Origin of the sequence: Corynebacterium hesseae (assembly GCF_037850265.1) — a bacterium.
Classification (GTDB): Bacteria; Actinomycetota; Actinomycetes; order Mycobacteriales; family Mycobacteriaceae; genus Corynebacterium; species Corynebacterium hesseae.
The window spans coordinates 2411531-2429693 of record NZ_CP137211.1 but is presented as its reverse complement, the minus strand read 5'-3'; the positions used below and the strand labels follow the sequence as shown (position 1 = coordinate 2429693).

Annotated in this window: 15 protein-coding genes; 7 read left to right on the top strand and 8 right to left on the bottom strand. The window is 64.1% G+C overall.

Features of this window, described 5'->3' with window-relative positions:
* Positions 1-77: 77 nt before the first annotated feature.
* Positions 78-2150 (bottom strand): glucose PTS transporter subunit IIA, encoded by a 2073-nt coding sequence (locus R3O64_RS11455; RefSeq protein WP_339016943.1) that lies wholly within the window; start codon positions 2148-2150, stop codon positions 78-80.
* Between the two features lie 348 nt (positions 2151-2498).
* Between R3O64_RS11455 and pta the strand changes: the two genes are divergently transcribed.
* On the top strand, positions 2499-3863 hold the full coding sequence (gene pta, locus R3O64_RS11450) for a phosphate acetyltransferase (RefSeq protein WP_101736082.1): 1365 nt from the start codon (positions 2499-2501) through the stop codon (positions 3861-3863).
* Positions 3864-5084: an acetate kinase gene (locus tag R3O64_RS11445; protein WP_070521625.1), complete on the top strand. Its 1221-nt coding sequence runs from the start codon at positions 3864-3866 to the stop codon at positions 5082-5084. It abuts the gene before it with no gap.
* Between the two features lie 26 nt (positions 5085-5110).
* Here the strand turns inward: R3O64_RS11445 and R3O64_RS11440 are convergent, their stop codons facing one another.
* Genes R3O64_RS11440 through R3O64_RS11430 form a run of 3 tightly spaced genes read right to left on the bottom strand, consistent with a single transcriptional unit; the run spans position 5111 to position 10259 of the window.
* Entirely contained in the window at positions 5111-7732 is a 2622-nt protein-coding gene (locus R3O64_RS11440) for a tetratricopeptide repeat protein (protein WP_250224357.1), read from the bottom strand.
* The gene (locus tag R3O64_RS11435) at positions 7732-8823 is read right to left on the bottom strand and encodes a glutamate ABC transporter substrate-binding protein (protein ID WP_339017561.1); all 1092 of its coding nucleotides are present in this window, start codon (positions 8821-8823) and stop codon (positions 7732-7734) included. Before R3O64_RS11435 ends, R3O64_RS11440 begins: the two co-directional genes overlap by 1 nt.
* Positions 8823-10259 (bottom strand): hypothetical protein, encoded by a 1437-nt coding sequence (locus R3O64_RS11430; protein WP_339016941.1) that lies wholly within the window; start codon positions 10257-10259, stop codon positions 8823-8825. The genes R3O64_RS11435 and R3O64_RS11430 overlap by 1 nt, the downstream gene beginning before the upstream one ends.
* Positions 10260-10343: 84 nt before the next feature.
* On the opposite strand from R3O64_RS11430, the gene R3O64_RS11425 reads away from it, so the two are divergent.
* Genes R3O64_RS11425 through R3O64_RS11410 form a run of 4 tightly spaced genes read left to right on the top strand, consistent with a single transcriptional unit; the run spans position 10344 to position 13746 of the window.
* Positions 10344-10832, top strand: a complete 489-nt coding sequence (locus R3O64_RS11425; RefSeq protein ID WP_339016940.1) for an NUDIX hydrolase — start codon at positions 10344-10346, stop codon at positions 10830-10832.
* Positions 10833-10871: 39 nt separating this feature from the next.
* On the top strand, positions 10872-11810 hold the full coding sequence (locus R3O64_RS11420) for an ABC transporter ATP-binding protein (RefSeq protein ID WP_339016939.1): 939 nt from the start codon (positions 10872-10874) through the stop codon (positions 11808-11810).
* Complete coding sequence (locus R3O64_RS11415) at positions 11810-12574, top strand: ABC transporter permease (RefSeq protein ID WP_339016938.1); 765 nt, start codon at positions 11810-11812, stop codon at positions 12572-12574. The genes R3O64_RS11420 and R3O64_RS11415 overlap by 1 nt, the downstream gene beginning before the upstream one ends.
* Positions 12571-13746, top strand: coding sequence for a multidrug effflux MFS transporter (locus R3O64_RS11410; protein WP_339016937.1), 1176 nt, complete (start codon positions 12571-12573; stop codon positions 13744-13746). The genes R3O64_RS11415 and R3O64_RS11410 overlap by 4 nt, the downstream gene beginning before the upstream one ends.
* Before the next feature lie 232 nt (positions 13747-13978).
* Here the strand turns inward: R3O64_RS11410 and R3O64_RS11405 are convergent, their stop codons facing one another.
* From R3O64_RS11405 to R3O64_RS11390, 4 genes are read right to left on the bottom strand one after another with little or no spacing between them, the layout of a single operon-like run.
* Positions 13979-15442 (bottom strand): phospholipase D-like domain-containing protein, encoded by a 1464-nt coding sequence (locus tag R3O64_RS11405; protein ID WP_339016936.1) that lies wholly within the window; start codon positions 15440-15442, stop codon positions 13979-13981.
* A 6-nt stretch (positions 15443-15448) separates the two neighbouring features.
* A complete protein-coding gene (locus R3O64_RS11400) occupies positions 15449-16258 on the bottom strand; it encodes an exodeoxyribonuclease III (protein WP_339016935.1) in 810 nt (269 codons plus the stop codon).
* Between the two features lie 5 nt (positions 16259-16263).
* On the bottom strand, positions 16264-17262 hold the full coding sequence (locus R3O64_RS11395; protein ID WP_339016934.1) for an N-acetylglutamate synthase, CG3035 family: 999 nt from the start codon (positions 17260-17262) through the stop codon (positions 16264-16266).
* Positions 17262-17876, bottom strand: a complete 615-nt coding sequence (locus R3O64_RS11390) for a peptide deformylase (protein WP_339016933.1) — start codon at positions 17874-17876, stop codon at positions 17262-17264. The genes R3O64_RS11395 and R3O64_RS11390 overlap by 1 nt, the downstream gene beginning before the upstream one ends.
* Positions 17877-17892: 16 nt before the next feature.
* Between R3O64_RS11390 and R3O64_RS11385 the strand changes: the two genes are divergently transcribed.
* On the top strand, positions 17893-18147 hold the full coding sequence (locus tag R3O64_RS11385; RefSeq protein ID WP_154762609.1) for a DUF3263 domain-containing protein: 255 nt from the start codon (positions 17893-17895) through the stop codon (positions 18145-18147).
* Positions 18148-18163 lie beyond the last annotated feature (16 nt).

Below are 18163 nucleotides of genomic sequence, written 5' to 3'. Positions count from 1 at the left end.
GGCCACGATGGTGGTTCCATCGAGCCAGCTTAGTCAGGGGTCGTTAAAGGCGTGCTAAAGGTTCCCTAGTGGGTCCTTTAGCGGGTCGTGGTGATGACCGTGTCGCCAGCGGAGGCTTGGTTGAGGCCAGCCGGAGTGACGGCGGACAGCGCCTTGGTGTTGGTCACGGCAAGGACGATGGTGGTGTCGTAGCCGGCTTCGGTGACCTTGGCGAAGTCAACGGTGGCAAGCAGCTCGCCCTGCTTGACCGTGTCGCCCTTCTTGACAGCCGGAGCGAAACCTTCGCCCTTCATCTTGACGGTGTTGATACCGATGTGGACGAGGACCTCGACGCCGTCCTCAGTCTTGATGCCGTAGGCATGCCCCGTCTTCATGGCGCTGACAATCGTGCCGCTCACTGGGGAGTAGACGTCGTTGTTTTCGGGGACGATGCCCACGCCGTCGCCCAGGGTGCCGGCGGAGAAGACCGGGTCATCGATATCAGCCATGGGAACAACCTTGCCGGCAGCCGGGGAGGCGATGTCGGTGGTGGTGCCAGCGGCAGGCTCAGCGGCCTTGGCCGGGGCGTCAGCGCCGGCAGCGGCGGTTGCTGCGGGGGCGTCGGCAAGCGCGGCGTTGTCGGCGGTGTTGGCGTTGTCGAGCTCGGCCTTCTCGGCTGCCTCGCGGGCGGCCTTAGCCTCAGCGCGCTCCTCCGGGGTGCGGTAGTCGGTGAAGAGGATGAGGAAGAAGGCCACGAAGAAGGCCACTGCGATGGCGATGGCGTACTTGGCCATCGGGGTGAAGACCGGGATGGTCAGCAGGGAGGTGAAGACGAAGGCGTCGGTAGTAATGCCGTTCGTGCCCAGGGTCAACAGGGCCACGGTCAGGCCACCAGCGAAGCAGCCCACCAGCATGCGCGGGTAAATCCTCTTGTAGCGCAGGTGGATACCGTAGAGGGAAGGCTCGGACACGCCGCCGAGCAGGCCAGCCAGGAGGGCAGAGCCGGAGGTCTGGCGCATCACGGTGTCGTGGTCACGAATGGACAGTGCCAGCACGCCAGCGGTGGCGCCGAAGCAGGCGAAGTTCCATGCGCCCATGGGACCCTGGATGAAGTCATAGCCCAAGGTCTGGATGTTGACCAGCATGAGGGCGTTGAGCGGCCAGTGCAGGCCCAGCGGGACGAGGAACGGGTAGAGCATCGGGATGGCCAGGGCGAAGACGAACGGGGCGTTGTCATTCATCCAGGACAGGCCAGCGCCAATGCCGTTACCGGCCCACACGCCGAACGGGCCAATGATGAAGGCGGTCAGCGGGATGAGGAAGAGCAGGGTCAGGAAGGGAACGAAGACCATGTGCACCGCGGACGGGATGATCTTCTGGAAGCCCTTGTAGAAGAGCGCGGCGACGGCAGCCATGATGAGCGGGACGAAGACGTTTCCGCCGTAGTCCTGCAGCTGCATGGTCATGCCGAAGATTTCGATGGAGCACTGCTCAGCGCCGAGGGTGTCGTTGGTGACGCACTGGACGGCGGGGTTTTCTGAGAGGTTCAGGAACTCCGGGGTGAAGAGCGCCGCCATGATGGTGGCCGGGACCCACGGGTCGATGCGCAGCTTCTTACCAGCGTTGTAGGCCACCATCACCGGCAGGAAGTAGAACACGGAGCGCCACATGGCGTCCACGAAGAACCAGGAGGCCGGCTTGTCCGGGGAACGGAAGTCCACGACGCCGAAAGCATCCAGGACGGAGGCGAAGGCGATGATGAGGGAAGCGCCCAGCAGCACGCCCAGAATCGGGCGGAAGGAGTCAGAAAGGTACTCGAAGAAGGCGTCCATCCACGGCAGCTTGCCCTTGGACTTGGCGCGGGCGGCGGCCTTGACATCGTCATTAGATTGGCCGCCGGACTGGTTGCGGTTCTTCATCTGCGGGAGGGCCTTGATCTCGTCATAGACGGTGGCCACGTCTCCGCCGATGACAACCTGATAGTTGCGGCCGCCCTGGGGCACGGCACCCATGACCTTGGGGATGGACTCGAGTGCTTCCTTGTCTGCCTTGGAGGCATCAGCCAGCTCAAAGCGCAGGCGGGTGGCGCAGTGCGTGAGAGAGGTGATGTTCTCCGCCCCGCCGATGCCATCCAGGATGGCCTCGGCTGCCGAGCGAGTATCAGTCGACATGAGAATCCTTTCGCGAGTTAAGGGCCTGTGAAAACCACAAAAGACCTAGGCCACAATGGTTCATAGCGAACCATCCCCACGCGGCTAAGAGTGGGGAGCCTAGGTCTTGCCCGAAGTAACAATCCTGGTTAGGAGCCTACTCCGAGGTGCTCACGGGAGACAAGTTTCTGTGGGATAGCACACTTTGGCCCCGGCTTAGGTGTCGGTGGCCTGGGAAGTTGATGAGGAAAAGCGTCAAGCGGGCGGCGAGCAAGGGTGTGTTCCCGTACTGTGAAAGTGTCGTAGTGTCACTGTGTGTCCCAAATTGTGATCCCGGGTACACACCTTCTATGCAGAGAAAGGTTGGTCATGACCGCCAAGTCCTCACGCAATTCTGCCTTTATCAGCGTCATCGGGCGCGGCTTCGACGGTTTGGACGTTGCTGCTGTGGCTCAGGAACTAGGAGCCACCTTCGCCCAGGTCGATGACTTGGGAACCACGCTCAGCGAGGTTTTGGACAACGCCCCCGCGGGCAACCTGGTCCTTCAGGGCACAGGCGTTATGGACTTTGACGCCAAGGCCGCGGCCGCTCTGGGCCTGCCCTTCGTGCTGGTTTCCGATGCGCCTGACCGCGCCGCGGAGCTGGCGCTTGAGCACGCGCGCTCGGTGGGCGCCACCGTGGTGGGCGCGGTGGGCGACGTCTCCTCCGTTCCCAGTGCGATTTCCTCCTTGGAGGACATCGAGCCCTATATGTGCGCCGAGCTCTTCCAGAAGCAGCTTCTGGATCAGGCCCGCGAAATCGGTGCGCACATCGTGCTGCCGGAGGGCGAAGATGATCGCATCCTTCAGGCCGCGGGGGAGCTCATCAAGGGCAAGGTGGCGAAGCTGACGATTTTGGGTGACGGGGACGTCGAAAAGCGCGCCCAGGAACTCGGGATCGACCTGAGCGGTGTGGAGATCATCAACCACCTGGAATCCCCGTTGGCGGAGGAATTCGCAGCGGACTTTGCGGAGCTGCGTAAGAAGAAGGGCGTGACGCTGGAGCAGGCGCGCGAGACCATGAAGGACGTGTCCTACTTCGCCACGATGATGGTGCACAAGGGCTTGGCCGATGGCATGGTCTCCGGCGCGGCTCACACCACGGCGCACACCATTAAGCCTTCCTTCCAGATCATTAAGACCAAGCCGGAGGCCTCCGTGGTCTCCTCCATCTTCCTCATGGTGATGCCAGGCCGCCTGTGGGCCTTTGGTGATTGCGCGGTGAACCCGAACCCGACCCCGGAGCAGCTCGGCGAGATCGCCATCGTCTCTGCGCAGACCGCCGCGCAGTTTGGCCTAGACCCGCGCGTGGCGCTGCTGTCCTACTCGACGGGTACCTCGGGCGCTGGCCCGGACGTGGAGAAGGTGACGCAGGCCGTCGAGGTGGCTCGCGGCATCGATTCCTCCGTGGCGGTGGATGGTCCGCTGCAGTTCGACGCTGCCTGTGACCCTGGCGTGGCCGCCAAGAAGGCGCCGGAATCCGCCGTTGCGGGTAAGGCTACGGTCTTCGTCTTCCCGGACCTGGAGGCCGGCAACATTGGTTATAAGACGGCGCAGCGCACCGGTGGCGCGCTGGCGGTGGGCCCGATTCTGCAGGGGCTGAACAAGCCGGTCAATGACCTTTCGCGCGGCGCGACCGTTCCGGACATCATCAACACGGTGGCTATTACCGCAATTCAGGCAGGGGTGAAGTAGATGGCGTACGTACTCGTTCTCAACTCGGGTTCCTCCTCGGTTAAATTCCAGCTGGTGGACCCGGAAAGCTCGGCCACGGATACCCCGCTGGTCTCCGGCTTGGTGGAGCAGGTCGGTGAGCCGCAGGGTGCGGTGACCGTCAAGACGGGCGGTGAGGAATACAAGGAAGAGCTGGAGATTCCTACCCACTCCTTCGGCCTCGACCGCGCCTTCGGCATCATGCACGAGCACGGCGTGGGCCCGACGGACGTGGAGGTCATCGCCGTGGGCCACCGCGTTGTGCACGGTGGGCGCCTGTTCAGCGAGCCGCAGCTCATCGTGGACCAGATTGAGTCCATGATCGAGGACCTCATCCCGCTCGCGCCGCTGCACAACCCGGCGAACCTGGATGGCATCCGCGTGGCGCGCAAGCTGCTGCCGGATATCCCGCACGTGGCGGTCTTCGATACGGCCTTCTTCAACCACATGCCGCCGGCGGCCGCGCTCTATGCCATCAATAACGATGTGGCCTCGCAGTACGATATCCGCCGCTACGGCTTCCACGGAACCTCCCACGAGTTCGTCTCCCAGCAGGTGCCGAAGCTGCTGGACCGCGACCCGGGCCACGTCCACCAGATCACGCTGCACCTGGGCAACGGTGCCTCGGCGGCGGCGATTCGCAACGGCCGCCCGATCGATACCTCGATGGGCCTGACCCCGCTGGCGGGTCTGGCCATGGGCACCCGCTCGGGCGATATTGACCCGGGTATCATCTTCCACCTCTCGCGTGAGGCAGGCATGTCGATCGATGAGATCGATAACCTCTTGAACAAGCGCTCCGGTGTGAAGGGCATTGCGGGTGTCAACGACTTCCGCGTGCTGCGCGAGCGCATCAACAACGAGGACCAGGACGCCTGGCTGGCTTACAACATCTACATCCACCAGCTGCGCCGCTTCATCGGTGCATACATGATTGCGCTGGGCCGCGTGGACGCGATTACGTTTACCGCCGGTGTGGGCGAGAACGATACCGAGGTCCGCCAGGATTCGCTGTACAACCTGGACATGTACGGCATTGACTTCGATAAGGAAGCCAACCTCGTGCGCTCGAAGGAGCCGCGCATGATTTCGACCGCGGAATCCCAGGTCAAGGTCTTCGTGGTGCCGACCAACGAGGAACTGGCCATCGCGCAGAAGTCCGCGGGCATCGCGGCCATGGCCCGGGAGGCGGGCCTGTACTAGTTCTACGTGCCGGCGAAAGCCGGCACCTAGAACATCGTGACCGGGCGGACCTTATTGGCCAAGTCCACCAGCGCGTAGCGGTGGCGGGCGAACGGTGCCTGGCGGGCTAGTGCCCGCAAGGTATCCGCCAGGCCATAGCGCAGGCCGCGCTGGGTAAAGGGGAACTCGAAGAGATCGTTGGGGGAGGCAGCGGCGTCGAGGTCTGCCTCGCGCAAGAAGGTCAGCCCGGCGGAGATGACCGCAATCTTGATCTGCAAGAAGCGCGGCTCGTTCTGCGGAATCTCCTCCAAGCGGCGGGCGGCACGGCGGATGCGGGACTCGGAGAGATCGTGCACGATGAGCTGCAGGACCGTGGTCAAGCGGGCCATGCGGTGGTGGCGCGATGCATTGGGCACCCTATCCAAGGTGGCCACGGCGAGCTCAACCTGGTGCTCAGCGCGCAGCTGGCGGGCCAGGCCGAAGGCGGAGGAGACCGTCGTCGGGTTCGTGGCCCACACGATGCCGTAGAGGCGCAGCGAGTTGAAGCGCAGGTGGGCCGGATCGTCGGTGACGTGGTCCCAGATGCCGGGCTGATCTTCGAAAGCGTCGTTGGGCAGATCCGCCAGCGACGTAGTGAGGTTGGCGCAGGCGCGGGCGACGGAGGCGTCGATAAGCGCGGCTTCCGAAAAACCCAGCTGCTGCAGGATGAGCTCGTTGACCGCGCCGATGGCCAGCTTCGGGGCGGCCTCACCGGGCAGCACGTCGAGGACGTGGGCGAAATGGGCCTGGGCCTCGCGGTACTTATCCAGCAGCAGCTCGGTCACGCCCGAGTACCAGTGGAAGCGCCAGTCCTTGCCCAAGCGCTCCTCGATGGAGGTCAGCCACTCGCGTGCCTGGCCGATGTATCCCAGATCAATCATGGCGCGCACCACGCCGAGGGGAATCTCCGCGGACTCCTCGTACTCCGGGGTCTGCATGGCCTGGCGCAGGGTCTCCAGCGCTTCCTGTGGCTCGGTATAGGAGGAACCCTGCAGCAGCGGGGCGCCGATATCGGAGCGGACGATGAGCGGGATGGGCAGCGCGGAGACTACCTCGGGGGCGGTGATGCGCACGGTGCGGTCGATGCCGTCGATGAGCTGGTCGGTGCGGAAGACCAGGTGCTTCGTGCCGAAGGTCGTACGCTGCGGGGAGAAGACGGAGTGTTGGGCTGGGTGCTGGATGCCATCGCGCAGCGCGATGACCTCACGCAGCACTCCGAAGAGCTGGTTGCGGAGCTCGGACACGGACGCGAAGCGCTGCTCCGGGTCAGGATCGGTAGCGCGCAACAGCAGGCGGTAGAAGGAGAGGTAGCGGCGCAGCAGCGGCTCCTCGGTGGGGGAGGGTAGGCCGGGCCTGTAGACGCCATCCTCCACCGGAAGCTTCAACGTCAAGCAGGCCAGTGTACGGCCGATGGAGTAAATATCGCTGGCCACCGAGGGGCCCTGGGTGGCGATCTCCGGGGCCTGGAAACCCTGTGTGCCATAGATGTGGCCGAAGGCGCCGATGCCGGAGACCGCGCCCAGATCGATGAGCTTGACCTGGTCCTCGGTGACGATGATGTTGGAGGGCTTCAAATCGTTGTAGACCACGCCGCGGGCATGCAGGTAGTCCAGGGCGGGCAGGATTTCCAGGATGTAGGCAATCGCGGTGTCGACCGGGAAGCGGTCATTGACTTGGTCGTTGCGGCGCTGCTTGAGCGAGGGGCCGCCCACGTATTCCATGACGATGAAGCCGCCGGGGACGCGGGGGTCATCGATGAAGTTGAAAATCTTCACGATATTCGGGTGTGTGATGTCCGCGAGGAACTCGCGCTCCGCCTCCGCAGTCGCTGTCTCTTCGGCGGAGTTGGTGGATTGCATGCCCTTGAGCACCACGATGCGCCCGGAGACGAAGTGGTCATTGGCCAGGTAGATCCACCCCAACCCGCCATGGGCGAGCACGCCGAGGATTTCATACTGGCCGGCCACCATGTCGCCCGGCTTGAGCTGCGGGGGTGCGGCGCGGGGCGCATCCTTCGGATCGATGAGCGCCTCGCTGGGATCTACCGGGACCACGAAGGGCAAGGTGGCCATGCCATCGGCCACCTCGCGGTCGGTGCGCTTGGTGGCGCGGCGCTGGCGGAAGGTATCGAGCGCGCGGCGTCGCGAGGCCCGCGAGGGGTCCTCTGCTTTGCGACGATCACGCAGCTGCCCCAGCTCCTCGATGAGTGCCGCGATGTTATCCGAATCGACGTATTCGCCGTCGTCGGGTTTGCCCGTCGCGGTGCCATGCGCGCCGGGGCGGTCCGCTGGGGAGAGGACGGCGCCGGTGGCGCCGAGGTCCTCCTCTTCCTCGAGGTCATCCGCGAAGGGATCGAAGGGGACTGCCGCGGTGCGGTCTGAGGCTTCCGCGTTGTTGGCGCCGGGCGCTGCTGCGTTCTGGCCGCCGGATTCCGCGGGCGACGCGGTGAGGTGGTGGTCCTCCGAAAAATCGTCCTCCTCATCGGCGAAGGGATCGAAGCGCACGGCCTGGGTGGCGTCGGCAGGAGCTTCGGGCTCCACGGCTGCGGGATCTGCGGCTTTGGGCTGCGCAGTCTCGTGCTCTTCGGGCGTGAGGTGGTCGAGCTCATCCTCGCTGAAGCGGTGCGACATTAGTGCCCCTCCTTCTTCTCACCGGGCTGGTTGCTGGTTGGGGAACTCGGCTGCGATTCCGTCGCGGGTGGAGTCTCATCGAGGTACTTCGGTGCCGGGAGCAAAGGCTGTTCCATATAATCCCCCAACCACGTGCTGAAGAGCTTCTGCCAGGTCCCGTCCTTGCGGATGCGCTCCAGCGTGGAGTTGACCTGGCGGATGAGCGGGCGCGAGTCATAAGAGCCATCGGGTTTGCGCACGGCTACGCCATAGCTTTGGCTTTCGAGGGGATCGCCGACGATCTCCGTGTAGCGATCCTGCGCCAGCATCCCGGAGAGCAGGGCATCATCCACCACGATGCCGTCCGTTTGCCCCAGCTGCAGCGCCATGAGGCAATCGCCCCAGGCGCGGGTCTCCAAGATATCGGAAGTAGGCGCGTGCTTGCGTATCGCGTCCACCATGGTGGAACCCTTCGTCGCGCACAAGGTCAACCCGGCGGTATCCGCGATGGAGTGAATGCCGGAGTTCTTCAGCACCAGCAAGCGGGCATCCGTTTGCATATAGGGAATGGAGAAGGCGACTTCGCGCTGGCGTGTGGGGCTAATCGTCATGGTGCGGATGACGATGTCCACCGTGCGGTCGTTGAGGGCACGCGCGCGCTCGGAGGCCTCCACGAAGCGGAAGTCAACCTTGTTGGGGTCCCCAAAGATATCGCGGGCAATCTCGCGGGCGATGTCGACCTCGAAGCCGCGGACCTCGCCGGTGGCGGTATCGCGGTAGCTGAGCAGGTTATTGGAGCGGTCCACGCCCACGATGAGCCGGCCGCGCTTCAGGAGCTCGGGCACGCGCTCCTTCGGCGTCTTATCGTCCGGGCGGTAGGAGCCGTAGGCTTCGGCATCGCTTTGCTTGGACACCTCACCGCTGCCTGCGGGCTCGATGATGGCGTCCTCCGGCAGCGGCGGGCCCGGCGTGGAATCGAGGTTCGCGGTAGACGGCAGGATGGGATCCGGCGCGCTGGGCGGCTCCGGCTCGCAAGCGCTGAGCGCCACGACACTGCTGAGCACGAGCAGGGACACGGTCCAGGCTGGGCGTTTCGTGGTAGGGCGGCGCATCACAGGTACTCCTGCAGACGGGGACGGATTCCCAACCACACGGCGATAATCGCGCCGAAGGTAGCCAGGAGCACGCCGGTAGACACCATGGTCATGGCGTTGAGACCCTGGACCAGGTAGGTGCGCATGGCGTCGCGGGCCTGGTCGATGAGCGCGGCCAAGGAATTATCCACGGCGTTGAAAGCGCTGGCGGCGGTGGGGTCACCGTCCGGATCGATGGCGGTGGCCTGGTACAGCGCGGCATCGTAGTCACCCATGGAGAGATCCTCCATGAAGGTGTCGTGCGTGGTCGTCCAATCCTCCACTGCCTGCTTCGCGCGGGGAATCAGGGTGGGATCGGAGGAGGGGAAGTCGTCGTCGACAAGCGCCTGCTCATAGTCCCGCAGGGCCTGGTTGACGGAGTACACCGTGGAATTAAAGTGCACGGACATGTCATGCTGGGAGGAGCGCAGGACCAAGGCGAGGGTCTCCGAGGTGCGCATCTGCTGGGCCTCGATGCGTGAGGCGGTCAGCGAGTCCCAGGGGCGCGACACCGTCTCGAAACCCTGGTGGCCCGAGGCCCACGTGGCGAAGTTGGAGGCGGAGGCCCACACCAGCGCCAGGAACAACAGCCCCGTGGCCACCACGAAACCCCGGTTGAAGCGCCGGCGGGTCAGCCGCCACAGCCACCACTGCGCCAGGCCGAGGAAGATGAGCGCGGCGACCAGACCAGATAGTGGCACCCACTGCGGCCGGGTCAGGCGCTGCTGCTGCTGGCTCACCTTCTCCGAGGTCAGGGTGAACAGCTCCGCGGCGGCGGGGAGGATCTGGGTCCGCATGAGCGCCGAGGCATTGGACATATAGGAGTTCGCCACGGCGTGGCCCGCGCGGTGATTGACGCGGGCCTTTTCCACGAGCGCGGTATACACCGGCAGCTTGCGTTGGATAAAGGTGACGAGCTCGCGCACGCGTTCATCCTCCGCGGAGGTGCCCACGATGGCCTGCGTGGCGGCGACGGAGGCGGCATCGATGGCCTCGTTATAGCGGTTGCGGTTCACCTCCGGCTCCACGCCCGCCTGCACGAAGCCGGTGGTGGCCACGGTATCCGCCAACGACAAGTTGGTGTAGAGATGGTGCGCCGCATTCGACATCGGCTCGGTGGAGGTCAGCAAGGTATCCAGATCATCGTGCCGAGCGGCCGAGGAAGAGGACATAGAAAAGCCGGCCGCCGCGAGCGCGACGGTGAGGATGACGGTGACCGTAAAAAGCTTGCCGGGCGTGGTGGCCGCGAAGCTGTAGAGGCGCCGGATGACGCGCGCGGGGCCGGCGAAGGAGCTCATGGCCAGCTGCGTCGGGCGGCCAAACGCCGGGCTGGCGGGCTCGGTGACTTCATCGAGCCAGTGATCGCCCCATGATTCGGGGGAGTGCTCGCGCAGTTCGGTGGCCGGGCCGGTCATTCCCTTAGGATAGCGCCCTCGACCGCGTCGCGCGATGATTTGGGGCAGGGTGGCGCGGGCTGCTTCTGACGTATCGTGGAAGGCATGTGTACACGCGTAAACCCAGAACTTTCCGGTGATGGCTGGTCTAAGGGGCCGGGCGGGGTGCCGGTATGGGGCAAGTTTGGAGCTGCTGGCCTTTTCTTGGTGGCGGGGGATGAGGTATTGCTCCAGCACCGCGCCACGTGGACGAATAATGGCGGGACCTGGGGAATCCCGGGCGGGGCGAGGGATAAGCCGGAGTCCCCGGAGCAGGCAGCGCTGAGGGAGACGGCGGAGGAAACCGGAATCTCGGCCTCGGACATCGAGGTGCTGGATGCGCTGGTCACCTCCGGGCCTTTCGAGGAAGGCTGGACCTATACCACGGTGTTGGCGCGGACTGTCTCGGGCCAGCGGCTGGAGACGACCGCCAATGCGGAATCCGCCGAGCTGCGCTGGGTGCCGTTTAGCCAGGTAGAAGAGCTAGAGCTCTTGGCTCCCTTCCGGGAAGCGCTGCCGCGTTTGCTGGAGCGCTGGGAGGAAATCAGCAGCTGATACAGGCGCGCGGCGGGAACCTGTGGCACGCTGTAGGGCATGATTGAAGTAGCCGGACTGACCAAACAGTACAAGTCTGTCCGCGCCGTCGATGACCTCACCTTCCAGGTGGAGCCGGGACAAGTGACCGGCTTTCTGGGACCAAACGGCGCTGGAAAATCAACGACGATGCGCATGATTCTGGGCTTGGACAAGCCCACCGCTGGCACTGCTCTGGTGCACGGCAAGCCCTACCGCGAGCTGAAGAACCCGCTGCGCGAGGTGGGCGCGCTTCTCGACGCCAAAGCCGTCCACGCCAACCGCACCGCCGCCAACCACCTGACGTGGATGGCGCAGGCTAATGGCATTCCTACTTCCCGCGTCGACGAGGTGCTGGGTCTTGTGGGCTTGGCCGATGTTGCGGGCAAGAAGGCCGGCGGCTTCTCCCTCGGTATGGGCCAGCGCCTCGGCCTGGCGGCCGCCCTGTTGGGGGATCCGGGCGTGCTGATCCTGGATGAGCCGGTCAACGGCCTAGATCCGGAAGGTATTCGCTGGGTGCGCTCGCTCGTGCGGGCGCTGGCGGCGGAGGGCCGCACGGTGCTTATCTCCTCGCACTTGCTGGCGGAGATGGCGCAAACCGCGGACCATCTCGTGGTGATTGGCCGCGGCAGGCTCTTGGCTAATCAGCGGACCTATGACTTTGTGAAGGAAAACTCCAGTGCCTCGGTTATCGTGCGCTCGGAGCACTTGCGCGAGTTCGGCTCGGCGCTGAAGGAGGCCGGCATCACGTATAGCGAGTCGGTTGATGAGGAGCAGCGCCGCACCTTGGTTATTCCGAACCAAACCACGGATTACGTGGGTCAGCTGGCTTATTCCACGGGTGTGCCGCTGACGGAATTGACGCTCCACCGCGCCTCGCTGGAAGAGGCCTACGTGGCTATGACGGAACGCGCGGTGCAGTACCAGGCGGCGGCACCGAAGGAAGGGGTACAGCGCTAATGTTTTTCAACACTGTGCATGCGGAGTGGACGAAGCTGCGCACGACGAAGTCCTTCTGGTGGACCACGGCCCTCATCATTCTCATCGTGACGGGCTGGACGCTGCTGAACTCGCTGAACGCGGGCGAGGCGGTGTTGGGCATTAGCCCGCTGCAGGAGCGGGCCTTGAGCTCCATCCTCCTGCTCATGGGCATGCCGATCATAATGATCCAGGGCGCGATGGTGGTGACCACGGAATACCGCTATAAGACGCAATCTTTGACCTTCATGGCCAACCCGAAGCGCTGGACAGTGGCCTGTGCCAAGCTGCTGCTCTACGGCGTGATCGCGGCCATCATTGCTTTCTTGAGCCTGGTGTACATCTTCGTGTTGGCGGATATGACGACCAACGAATCGGCGGCGGAGGCTTTCCAGCCCTTTGCCAGCGAGGATGGCAAGTACATGCTGTGGTCCTTCCCGCTCGCGGCCTTCGGCGTGGTTGCCTTCGTGCAGGGCCTGGGCATGCTGTTGCGGCAGACCGCCGGCACGGTGGCGATTTCCCTCATCTTGTACTTGGGCTTGGAAAACATCGTGCGTGTGCTGCCGACGGTGGGCGATAAGGCCATTCACTTCATGCCCTTTACCGCCTTCCAAAACTGGGCGGTGAACTATGTCGATGAGAACGCGCCGTGGTCATCGGTAGGATTTGAGGCCCTCGTCTTCTTCGGTTGGGCCGCGGTGCTGTGGACTTTCGGCGTCATCGTGCTGGAGCAGCGCGACGCGTGATTCCTTTTCCACTCCTGGCTACATTGGCGCTGTTGTCCGCAACAGCGCCTTTTGCCACTGATATGTATTTGCCGGTGATGCCGGAGATCCTCGCCGATCTGGGCACCACCCGCGCCATGGTCCAGCTGACTATCTCGGGCTTCTTCATCGGCATGGGCGTGGGACAGCTCGTGATGGGCCCGCTTTCCGACGCCATCGGGCGCAAACGCCTCCTCATCGCTGGCGCCTCCCTCGCGCTGGTTGCCTCCGTGCTGGCGGCGCTGGCTCCGACCGCCACCGTGCTCGTGGCCGCCCGCGTGCTGCAGGGCCTCGGCGGCGGCGCGTGCGTGGTGCTGGCCCGCGCGGTGGTACCTGACCTCGTGCACGGCGCGGCGGCCGCGAAGGCTTATTCGCTGCTCATGGCGCTGCAGGGCATCGCGCCGGCGGTGGCCCCGGTGCTCGGCGGTGTTCTGGCGGAGCCGCTGGGCTGGCGCGGCATCTTTTGGGTGCTTGCCGGCCTGCATGCGGTGCAGTTGGTGCTGGCGATTGCCATCGTCCCGGAAACCGCGGGTGGGCGCTCCCGCGCCGGGCTGTTCCGCACGGTGGCGGGCAACTACTGGGCGGTCCTGACCAATGCCCGGGTGTGGGGCTACCTGGTGACCATGGCCTTCGGTTTCTGCTCGATGTTTTGCTACATCTCGGCCTCGGCCTTCGTGGTGCAAGACCAGTGGGGCTTTTCGCCGCTGGGCTATTCGCTGGTTTTCGGCATCAACTCCGTGGGCCTCTTTATGGCCACGCTGGTGAATTCGCGAGCCATGGATTCGGTCTCCCCGGCGGTCATGCTGCGCGTCGGTGTTTGCGGCGTTCTTGCGTGTGGGGTGCTCTTGTTGCTGTCGGTGTTGTTTGGCGCCCCGGTGTGGGTGTGCCTCCTCGTGCTCTTTGCGTGCGTGGCGCCGACCGGCTTCATCATGGGCAACGCCACCGCGCTGGCCACTGGTCTGATGCGCCCGCGCGCGGGAAGCGTGTCCGCCATCATGGGCTTTGGGCAGTCCTTGCTGGCCAGCGCCATCAGCCCGCTCATGGGTTGGGGCTCAAATGCGGCGCTGACCATGGCCATCGGGATGGTGTGCTGCAGCTTCATCTCGCTGTGCGGCCTTGTGGCGTCCGCGCGGCTGGCCCGCGGCGCCGCCTAGCGTACGCCATTGAGCACAAGGCATCTCCCAGATGGCGCCTTGTCATTCTCAGAGATGGTTCTAGTCAGATGGTTCGTTTGCCCCCAAACGAACCATCTACTGCCTCGCAGAAGGTTTGTTTGCCCCCAGAGGAACCGTTTGACTGGAACCATTCGACTGGAGACTTCTGGCTGGAACCATCTGCAGGCCCATGCTGCCCTACCGCAGCAAGGTGTGGGCCCGCATGTGCCTGCTACTGCAGGGCGGAGGTCAGGCGCATGACGTTGTCCACGTAGCGGCGCAGCAGGCCGCGCTCGTTCCACTCCTCGAGGGTGAGCTCGTGGCAGACCTTCTTGTAATTCCTGGCCAGCTGGGTGAAATTCTCGATGAGGTCGCCCTTGGCCACCAGCATCGTTGATTCATAGTTGAGGCCGAAGGAACGCATGTCCATGTTGGAGGAACCAAACATGCACAGTGGATCGCGCTCCGGAAGATTCGGGTCCGCCAGGATGAACTTGGAGTGCAGCACGAAGGGCTCGGGGAATTGGAAGATCCGCACGCCAGCCTCCAGAAGTGCTTGGTAGTAGGAGGACTGCGCGTGGTTGACCATGAACTGGTCCGCCTTCGCTGAAACCAGGAGCTCCACCTCAACGTCGCGGTAGCACGCGGTGGTGACCGCTTCCAAGAGGGACTCGTCCGGAATGAAGTAGGGCGAGCAAAGGATGAGCTTCTCTTTAGCGTGGTGCACCACCGAGTTGAACATGCGCAGGTTAGGTTCCGTGGTGTAACCGGGCCCGGAGGGGACCAACTGGAGGTGGTTGGAGTCCGCCGTCATAGCGTCGTCATAGGGCTGCATGTCCAAAGACAGCTGCTCCTCCGATTCCAGGTACCAATCCACCGCGAACACCGAGGCCAAGGACGTCACCACAGGGCCGGTCATCTCGACCATGTAGTCGATCCATGCGCGGTCCTTCGTCTTGTATTCGCGCTTAATCATGTTCATCGAGCCCAAGAAACCCGTGTGGCCGTCAATGACCACGATCTTGCGGTGATTGCGCAGGTCCGGGCGGCGGAAGCGGCCCTTGTGCAGCTGCAGCGGAAGCATGAGCCGCCAGTCGACGTCAATCTCGGTGAGGCGTTTGCCCAGCGTGAAGTAGCCCTTGTACTTCAAACTGCCAATCTGATCTAGCAGCAGCTTGACCTCTACGCCGCGCTTTCGGGCACGGGCGAGGGACTGGAAGAAGACATCGGTCACCTCATCCCAGGACTGGATGTAGATCTCAATGAGCACGTATTTCTCAGCGCGGTCCACCGCACGGGCCATGGCCAGGATGGCCTCCTCATAGGAGGCGTGCAAGCCCTTGTTATGCCCAATGAGAGCTGGGTGCCCGGTGAGGTTGCGGTTGAGCTGGATGAGGGATTCCACCTCCGGCGAGAGGCGGCCGGAGGGGTGGTTGGGGGTGGAGGCGGTGACGTCGTTAAGCAGTGCGTTGGCCTCTTGCTGGATGCGGTGGCGCCGGCGGTTGATATAGGGCGAGCCCATGAGCAAGAACAACGGCAGCCCCACGATGGGCAGCACAAGAATGGCCAACAGCCAGGCCGTAGAGCTAGACGGGCGGCGGCCTTCGGGGACCACGCCGATGGCGATGATTTTGATGCCGTAGTCAATGATCAGCAGCACAAGCTGCCAGACGGAGAGATCGATGTTGAGGTTCATGGCAGGCTAGCGCACCGATGCGAAATCGGGGACATCGAAATCTGCGATCAGTGGCACGTGGTCGGAGGTCTTGTCGCCGGCGCGCTCAACCATATCCACCTGGGCACCTTGGATCAGGCGTGCAAGCGGCTCGCTGGCCAGCTGGAAATCGATGCGCATGCCCTCGTTTTTCTGGAAGCGCAAGGACTTGTAATCAAAGTAGGTCCAGCGGTCTTCCTCGGTGAAGCGGCGTGTGACCTCCTCAAGCCCGGCCTCCTCCAGCATCTGGAAGGCCGCGCGCTCCGGTTCGGTGACGTGTGTTTTGCCGCGGAAAAGGGACATATCCCAGACGTCCTCATCGCGCGGCGCAATGTTGAAGTCACCCGTGAGCAAGAGTTTCGACTGCGCGCGGGTCTCCACATATCGAGCCAGCGCGTAGAGGAAGTCCAGCTTGTAGTCGAAGTGCCGGTCCGTGATTTCGCGCCCGTTGGGAACGTAGAGGGACCAGATTTCAATCCCGCGGATGCGGGCCGATACCGCCCGGGCCTCGCGCGCCTGCTCCTTGGCGGGGTCCTTGTGGAACCCCGGCTGACCGGGGAAGAAGGTCTGGACCTCCTCCGGCTCCTCCTTAGACACAATGGCCACGCCATTCCACTGGTTCAGCCCGTGGCAGGTGACGTGGTAGCCGGCCTCCTCAAAAGGCTCGCGGGGGAACTTCGCATCCGCCACCTTGGTTTCTTGCAGACAGAGCACGTCGATGTCGTGCTTGGCCAGAAGATCCACCGCGCGCTGCGCGCGGGTGCGAACGGAGTTGATGTTCCAGGTAGCGATGCGCATGTGGTTTAGGGTACTTGAGGCAGGCGGCGGGCGTAACGGTGGCGGTGCTGCTCGAGGAAGCCGAGCTTCTCGTAGAGGCGAATTCCCGCCGTATTATGAGCCACGACCTGCAGGTAGGCCTTCTCCGCTCCCTGTGCCTTGCCCCAGGCCAGCATGTGCGCGCCCAGCGCGGTGCCCAGGCCCTTGCGGCGCCAGTCTTCGGCCACCTCCACGGCGGAGTAACCCAGCCACACGGTGCCGTCCCCGGATTCGGTGAGCGTGCCGCGCGTGATCGCGATGGTCTCACCAGCAGGGGAAAGGAGGCGTCCGAAGCCCATCGTGCCCTCAATGTGGCTGCGCAGGTACTCCAGCGCCAGCGGCGGGAGCGCCTGGCCGCGGAAGTGGTAAAGGTCGAGCCACTCGGCATCGGGCTGCTTGTCGACGACGAAGTGGACGTCGGAAAGCGCCGGCAGCTCATCCAGGTCTCGGACCATCACCAGGATTTCCGGTTCGAGCTCCCACGCTTCGGGCTGCGCCGCCACGAGCTTCTCAGCAGGCTTGCCGATGCGCTCCGGGATGGCCAAGCACACAGGCAGTTCGTGGCGCGCATAGAACGCTTCAATTTCTTCCATGGGCACCGGCAGGAAACCCGCAGACGGGCCGAGCGGCACCGCCGAATTGGAGCGCCCCGTCACACCATCACCCGCGCGCATGAGCCACTGGCCATCGGAGGTCCACGTATGCTCCTTGCCCGGGAAGGCAGCCGCGGTGGCCACCTCGACGGCGCGGATATCGGAATTGCGCACCGTGCGCGGGGAGAGGCGCTTAATAATCTTGAGCTGCTCCGGCGGAATCTCCACCGCGTCGAGCGAAGAGGGGTAGCCGCCGACTTCCTGCGGGCGGATGACCAGCGGATCTACGCTGAGCACGTGGCCAATCACATCGCTGTGCACGCCGCCGAAATCGCGCCGGGCCACCACGCGCTCGCCCACCTGGACGGCATCGGAGCGGAAGATGCGGGACATTAGTCCTCGTGCCCGAAGGGGTCTTCGTCCTCGCCCGGAACCCAGGTGAGGCCGGCCTCGGTCCAGCCGTTGCGCTTAATGGCCTTCTTGGCTTGGCGCTTGTAGCGGCCGGTAAGCACGTCGGTGTAGACGAAGCCGTCGAGGTGGCCGGTTTCGTGCTGCAGCATGCGCGCGAAGAAGCCATAGCCCTCGATGGAGATGTCCTCGCCCTTTTCATTCTTGCCGGTCACGCGGGCCCAGTCAGCGCGGCCGGTGGGGAAGCCCTCGCCCGGAATGGAGAGGCAGCCTTCGTCCTCGGAGCCGTCGTCAGCCGGCATGGTCTCCGGGATCTCGGAGGTTTCCAGCACCGGGTTGATGACGCAGCCGCGGCGCATACCGCCTTCGGGAAGCTCGGTGCCATCAGGCCCGTCGGTGTCGGGGCAGTGGTAAACAAAGAGGCGCTTGTTCACGCCGATCTGGTTTGCGGCTAGGCCGACCCCGTGCGCGGCGTCCATGGTTTCGTGCATGTCCGCGATAAGCTCCTGCAGCTCGGGGGAATCGATGGCTTCAGTGACCGGCTCGGTGGGATTGTGAAGGACCGGGTCGCCGTGGATAACGATGGGACGAATAGTCATGGCATACAGTCTAAGCATGCATTCCCTGTCAGACCTAGACGCCGCGATTTTGGAGTTCGAGTCCCACGCCCCGCGCGATATCGGCGCTAAGGAGGAGGCCATCCGCACGCAGCTGGACATTACTCCGGTGCGCTATCACCAACGCCTCAACGTGCTGCTCGACAACCCCGCCGCGCACGCCTCTTACCCGCTGCTCGTGACACGTTTGCGCCGGCTTCGCGACGCCCGCGAGGACGTCCGGCGCGCCGCACGCGACAATACACCGGACTGAGGCTCGTAGATACTAG